Origin of the sequence: Robinsoniella sp. RHS (genome assembly GCF_001029355.1) — a bacterium.
Lineage (GTDB): Bacteria > Bacillota > Clostridia > Lachnospirales > Lachnospiraceae > Robinsoniella > Robinsoniella peoriensis.
Genome location: NZ_JNGB01000082.1, coordinates 23,900 through 30,854 on the forward strand (window position 1 = coordinate 23,900; position 6,955 = coordinate 30,854).

At 42.5% G+C, this 6,955-nt stretch carries 5 protein-coding genes; 3 read left to right on the forward strand and 2 right to left on the reverse strand.

The window, feature by feature from the left end:
• Positions 1–36 precede the first annotated feature (36 nt).
• On the reverse strand, positions 37–3,561 hold the full coding sequence (mfd, locus tag RHS_RS22100; protein ID WP_047834386.1) for a transcription-repair coupling factor: 3,525 nt from the start codon (positions 3,559–3,561) through the stop codon (positions 37–39).
• A 1-nt stretch (position 3,562) separates the two neighbouring features.
• Positions 3,563–4,132, reverse strand: coding sequence for an aminoacyl-tRNA hydrolase (pth, locus tag RHS_RS22105; protein WP_027296011.1), 570 nt, complete (start codon positions 4,130–4,132; stop codon positions 3,563–3,565).
• 276 nt (positions 4,133–4,408) lie between these two features.
• On the opposite strand from pth, the gene RHS_RS22110 reads away from it, so the two are divergent.
• The 3 genes from RHS_RS22110 to araD all read left to right on the forward strand — a co-directional run.
• Positions 4,409–5,284: an L-ribulose-5-phosphate 3-epimerase gene (locus RHS_RS22110; protein WP_377140700.1), complete on the forward strand. Its 876-nt coding sequence runs from the start codon at positions 4,409–4,411 to the stop codon at positions 5,282–5,284.
• A 29-nt stretch (positions 5,285–5,313) separates the two neighbouring features.
• Positions 5,314–6,390: a hypothetical protein gene (locus tag RHS_RS22115; protein WP_047834387.1), complete on the forward strand. Its 1,077-nt coding sequence runs from the start codon at positions 5,314–5,316 to the stop codon at positions 6,388–6,390.
• 28 nt (positions 6,391–6,418) lie between these two features.
• On the forward strand, positions 6,419–6,955 hold a 537-nt coding region (gene araD, locus RHS_RS22120), incomplete at its 3' end, for an L-ribulose-5-phosphate 4-epimerase AraD (RefSeq protein WP_047834388.1).

Sequence of the window (6,955 nt, forward strand, 5' to 3'; positions counted from 1 at the left end):
ACTTTTTACCCCATCATTTTCGTAAATTTTCGCTCTTTACTTTCTTAACATCAGAATATCATTCAATATATCCCTTACCACCATAAGAATATCATCGTTATCTTTCAGACTTTTTCTTGGCTTACTGTAAATAAAATACGGGTTGGCTTCAATGGTGAACTTTACTTTTCCACTATAGCGCTTCAGCATTTCCTCAATATTCACCGGATCTACGGAAGCCCGCTCAAACATGGTGAACTTAATAAAGTCACCCTTTTGTGATATTTCTACCACAAAACCTTTATGAGCCAAAGCTTTCAAGTTAGCGATCATCAGAAGGTTCTGGACTGATTTTGGCGGTTCTCCAAAACGATCCATCAGTTCTTCTAACATATCATCGTATTCTTCTTCACTTTCAATTCCGGCAATCCTCTTATAGATGTCCAGTTTCTGGAATTCACTGCGGATATAGCGTTCCGGTATAAATGCATCAATATCCAGATCAATTGTTGTCTCATAGGATTCTTCAATTGTCTTTTCGCCTTTTAATTCACGTACCGATTCCCCAAGCATTTTGCAGTAAAGATCATAACCAATCGCTTCCATATGTCCATGCTGTTCTGCTCCCAGCAGATTTCCTGCTCCGCGGATTTCCAGATCCCGCATAGCTATTTTAAAACCGGAACCTAGTTCCGTGAATTCCTTGATTGCATGAAGCCGCTTTTCCGCTACTTCTTTAAGCATCTTATTGCGTTTATACATCAAAAATGCATATGCTGTACGGTTCGACCGCCCCACACGTCCTCTCAGCTGATAGAGCTGAGAAAGTCCCAGGGTATCGGCATCATGAATAATCATGGTATTAACATTGGAGATGTCCAATCCTGTTTCAATGATCGTCGTTGACACCAGCACGTCAATTTCTCCGTTAATGAAATCAAACATAATTCGTTCCAGTTCCCGCTCCTTCATCTGCCCATGGGCAAATGCTACATTTGCCTCCGGCACCAGTTTTGCTATGGTATTGGTCATTTCTACAATGGTATTTACCCTGTTATAGACATAATATACCTGTCCGCCTCTGGAAAGTTCCCTGTTGATTGCCTCTCGGACCATTTCATCATTGTACTCCATCACATAAGTCTGTATCGGCATACGCTCCATAGGTGCTTCTTCTAATACACTCATGTCCCGGATACCGATTAAACTCATGTGCAGCGTCCTTGGAATCGGTGTAGCTGTCAGAGTCAGAACATCTATATTATCTTTTAATTTCTTTATCTTCTCTTTATGGGTTACCCCAAAACGCTGCTCTTCATCAATAATCAGAAGCCCCAGATCTTTAAATTCCACATCCTTAGACAAGACTCTGTGGGTTCCTATTATGATATCTACCATTCCCTTTTTCAGGTCTGTTATCGTCCTTTTCTGTTCAGCCGAGGTACGGAACCGGCAAAGCAGATCCACACGTACCGGAAATTCCTTCATTCTCTGAACAAATGTATTATAATGCTGCTGCGCCAGAATTGTGGTAGGCACCAGATATACCACCTGTTTACCTTCCTGCGCCGCTTTAAATGCCGCCCGGATGGCAATTTCCGTTTTACCGTATCCCACATCTCCGCAGACAAGGCGATCCATGATCTTAGTGCTCTCCATATCCTTTTTAGCTGCTTCTATTGCAAGCAGCTGATCTTCCGTCTCCTCAAAAGGAAACATCTCTTCAAATTCTTTCTGCCAAACCGTATCCGGACCGTAGATAAAACCCTCTCTCGCCTGTCGTACCGCATATAGTTCCACCAGGTCCTTTGCAATATCCTTTACTGCACTGCGTACCCTTGTCTTCGTCTTATTCCATTCCTGGGTACCAAGTTTATTCAGTTTTGGCTTCTTTGCATCGGAATCCGCATATTTCTGGATTACATCCAGCTGGGTTGCCAGTATATAAAGATTGCTGCCACCGCTGTATTCAATCTTCATATAATCCTTTGTGACCCGGTCTACCTCTACTTTTTCGATTCCCTTGTAGATACCAAGTCCATGATTTTCATGAACCACATAGTCTCCTACGCTCAGTTCATTAAAACTTTCTATCTTCTGGCCTTCAAAGCTCTTGCGTTTTTTCTTCTTTTTCTTCTCTTTTCCAAAAATGTCACTTTCGGAAATAATGACAAACTTAATCAGCGGATATTCATAACCTCTGTGTGTATATCCATGGGTTACCAGAATTTCTCCCGGCTTCACTTTCCTGTTGAGATCTTCCGTATAGAAACTGTTCAGGTCATATTCCCTGAGATCTTCTGAAAGGCGCTTTGCCCTGGTTCTGGAACCGGACAGAAGTACTACCTGATAACCGTCTTTTTTAAATCTTCGAAGATCCTGCACCAGAAGTTCAAAGCTGTTATTATAGGGATTTACGGATTTCACATTCATGTGATGCATATTTGTGATCTTCCAGTCCCCTTTTGCCGTTTCCAGCGTACAAAGTGCCAGGCAATTGCGGTTATTCAGCCTGCCTATAATTTCATTATAGCTGTACAGCACTTCCGTCTGCCCGGGCAGTATATATCCCTTTGCCAGACGGTTCATCATGCTTTCCCGGAATTCTTCCTCTACTGCATAACCTTCCTCTTCCAGATGATTCGGCTCATCCAGGAAGAAAATCGTATCCTTTGGATCAAAATACTCCAGGAAAGACACATCCCTGTCATAAAAGTAATGGATATAGCTGTCCAGTCCGGTGATGCCCCGGAAATCCGTCAGCCTCTCCTTAATTTCTTCTGTCAGTTCCTGGATTCTGTGTGCTTCTTCTGTCTTCATCTGCTTACGCAGTGTCTGATAGAGTTTCTTAGACTCCTCTTCGATCTTTTTCAGCCCCTGCTCCAGATGCTTCTTGTCTACAATTACTTCATTCGCCGGATAAACTTTGATTTCTTCCAGGTTTTCAATGGATCTCTGGCTTTCCACATCAAAACTCCGGATCGAATCTATCTCATCTCCCCAAAGCTCAATACGGATCGGATTCTCTTCTGTCAGGGGATAAATATCCAGGATGCCGCCGCGGACTGCAAACTGTCCAAAACCTTCCACCTGGCTGCTTTTCTCATAACCCATTCCGATCAGTTCTTCAGACAGCTGATCCAGTTTTAGACTACTGTCATTTTTCAGACAGAGCACATGCTCTGCAAAGTACTGAAGCGGCAGCAAATGATCCATACATCCGGCGAGGGTTGTAATTACCGTAACCTGTTCATTTTCTAACAGCGCCTTCATGACTGCTATTCTCTGCTGCCCGATGAGATTACTGTGAATATCCGCATTATAAAAAATTAAATCCTTTGACGGATACAGCATGACATTCGGATCAAAAAATTTGTAATCTTCATAAATTTCTTTTGCTTTTAAATCACTGTAAGTAAGGATGATTTTCCTTTGGAAACCATCCCCTGCACTATACATAAAATGTGATTTTTGCGAATCAATACAACCAGATACCTGAAGTACTCCCTGATGATACATTAGCTCCCGCCTGATATCCTCAAACTCGCTTAAATTTTTTAGTGGACTTGTAAAAGTCTTCATCTCACACCTTCTTATTATATTCATTCATGGCCGAAGCCATATCTCCTGTCATTATTTTGACTGCTGCATCTCCTGCTCTTTCCAGCAGCTCGTCGATCAGCTTACGCTCTTCCCGTGGAAAATGTCCCAACACATAATCCGCCAGATCATATCCTTCCGGTTTTTCTCCCACACCAATTTTGATTCTGGGAAAATCCTGGCTTCCCAGATGGGCAATGATATTTTTAATACCATTGTGCCCTCCGGCACTTCCCTTTGCACGAAGCCTCAGCTGACCCGGCTCCAGACTGATATCATCGTAAATCACGATCAGATTCGTTTCAAAATCTACTTTGTAAAAGTCTATGACCTCACGGACACTTTCACCACTCAGATTCATAAAAGTCTGCGGTTTTACCAGAATTACTTTCTGTCCGTCTATCACTCCGCTGCCGCACAATGCTTTAAATTTCTTCGTATCTACATTGATACGGTACTTGTCTGCTAATTTATCTATTGTATCAAAACCTACATTATGCCGCGTATGCGCATATTGTCGTCCCGGATTTCCCAGTCCTGCAATTACAAACATATCTTCCTCCTCTGCCGAATTAACTACGGCTTAAAGGTGCACTAAAAGTGTCCTTCTTTCACATTTCTCTTCCTTATTTTACAGGAAGAATTGCAAAATGTCTATCTTCAAAGTGTATTTCTGTAATTCTGTATAAGTCTATTTGCACATATGTGCAATAACCGAGAATTTGTTGAACATATTCTCACCTTATGATATGCTGATTTTAATAAGAACATAGAGCGTGTCTGAAAATTTCTTTCTGACACACTCTAGTAGAGAAGGAGTGTGGAGTGAATGTATAATATCCATAAGATACCCATTGGCATATATGAAAAAGCACTCCCCGGGGACTTTTCCTGGGAGGAGAAAATGAAGGCTGCAAAAGCTGCCGGCTTTGATTATATGGAACTTTCCGTTGATGAATCCGAAGAACGCTTAAGCCGCCTCGACTGGAGTGAAGAAGAAATAGAAGCCCTGAAATCTACCATGGAGCAGACCGGGATTTCATTTCCCACCATGTGTTTAAGCGGCCACCGGAAATATCCTTTTGGCAGCAAAGACCCTCATATCCGCGCAAAAGCATTTGAAATTATGGAAAAAGCTATTCTTTTATCCGTAAAATTAGGCATCCGCTGTATCCAGCTGGCAACCTATGATGTGTACTACGAAGAGTCAGACGAAGAAACAAAAGCTCTTTTTCTGGACGGCATGAAGCAATCCGTAGCCATGGCGGCAAGAGCCGGCGTTATATTGGCTATGGAGATCATGGATACGAAATTCGTAGGCACCATTGTTCGTGCGATGCATTATTTAAAAGAAATCCCTTCCCCTTATTTCAAGATTTATCCTGACATGGGGAATCTCAGCAATTTCAGCAGCGATGTGGAAGGCGAATTAGAACTTGGATTTGCCGACATTGTAGCCATACATGTAAAAGAAACCAAACCGGGCATCTTTAAATGTGTGAACTTCGGAGAAGGCTGCGTCCGTTTTACAGATATATTCCGGAAGTTAAAGGAATTAGGTTATTCCGGAATGTTCTTAATCGAAATGTGGGCAGATAATTCCATAAACAACAGTTTTGAAGATGCTGTAAAAAATATCAAGGATGCCAGAATTTTTGTAGAAGACAAAATGAAACAGGCAGGGTTACTTACAAACACGCTCTAGAATATAAAAACCATGGAGGACAGCAACGTATGTTAAAAGCAGAAAAAAAAGTAATTTCAAATCTTACTAAATGTTATTCGATTGCCCCTTTGACTTATAATGGCAGCCAGCATTTTTTAGTGGCTGCTGAAAAAACGGACCGCTGCATTTTATTTGATCCGGAAGGTAATGAAGAAGCAACCGTGTGGAACGAGCCAGGCGGTGTAATGTCCATGGTGCAGGTTCCCGGCACAAACGGCCAGTTTCTTGCTACCCATAAGTTCTACTCACCAAATGACTCAAAAGAAGCCAAAATCGTAGTTGCCACTCCCACAGAAAACGGGACATGGGACATCCGCACCTTGGTCTGTCTTCCCCATGTTCATCGTTTTGATATTATAGAAAGCCATGGCACCTTTTATCTGATTGCATGTACCTTAAAATCCGGCCACGAATACAAAGATGACTGGTCCATGCCGGGTAAAGTTTATGCTGCAGAACTCCCCGGTGATTTAAGCCTGTATAACGAGGAACGCCAGCTGCCCATGACCGTACTGAAAGATGGAATGCTGAAAAATCATGGCTATTATAAAGTGCCTATGGACGATATCCAGACCTGTGTTATCTCATGCGAACAGGGTGTATTTCAATTTTACCCCCCTGCAAATCCGGGAGAAGATTGGAGGATATTAAGTCTTCTGGACACGCCTGCAAGTGATGCGGTATTAATTGATCTGGATTCTGACGGCAGCAAAGAATTAGTGGTACTCTCTCCATTTCACGGTGACACCATAAGGATCTATAAAAAGATAGATGATGTCTTTACACCGGTGTACGAATATCCGGTCAAATCCCCATTTACACATGCAATCTGGGGAGGCATGCTGGCATGCGGTCCTGCTGCAATCATTGGCCATCGCCAGGGTGAACGTAATTTAATTGCATTTACTTATCATAAAGAAGACGGCTGTTATCATGCTGATATTCTGGACAGGGACTGCGGCCCTGCAAATGTTATGCACTTTACACATAACAATCAGGATATTCTCATATCCACTAACCGGGAAATCGATGAAGTAGCACGTTATACCATCACGAATATACAGGCTCCAGAGTGTAATTTATAATACCAGCCTGGTTATAAAGGAGACAAAAATGTTAGAAGAATTAAAGCAAAAAGTTTACGAAGCAAATATGGCTCTGCCAAAATACAATCTTGTTACCTTCACCTGGGGCAATGTAAGCGCCATCGACCGGGAAAAAGGGTTGTTTGTAATTAAACCCAGCGGTGTGGATTATGATAAACTGGCTCCTTCGGACATGGTGGTTATGGATCTGAACGGAAATAAAATAGAGGGTGGCTATAATCCTTCCTCAGATACGCCTACACATATGGAATTGTACAAAGCTTATCCCGAAATCGGCGGTATTGTACATACCCATTCTCCTTGGGCAACCTCCTGGGCTCAGGCCGGAAGAGGCATTCCCTGCTACGGAACCACCCACGCGGATTATTTCTACGGAGAAATCCCCTGTGCCAGAAGTCTGACACCGGAAGAAATTAATTCTGCTTATGAAAAGAACACCGGATTAGTTATCATAGAAACCGTTTCTGCCAAAAACGTAATGTCCGTTCCAGGTATTCTCTGTAACAACCACGGGCCCTTCACCTGGGGAACAGACGCAGCTAAT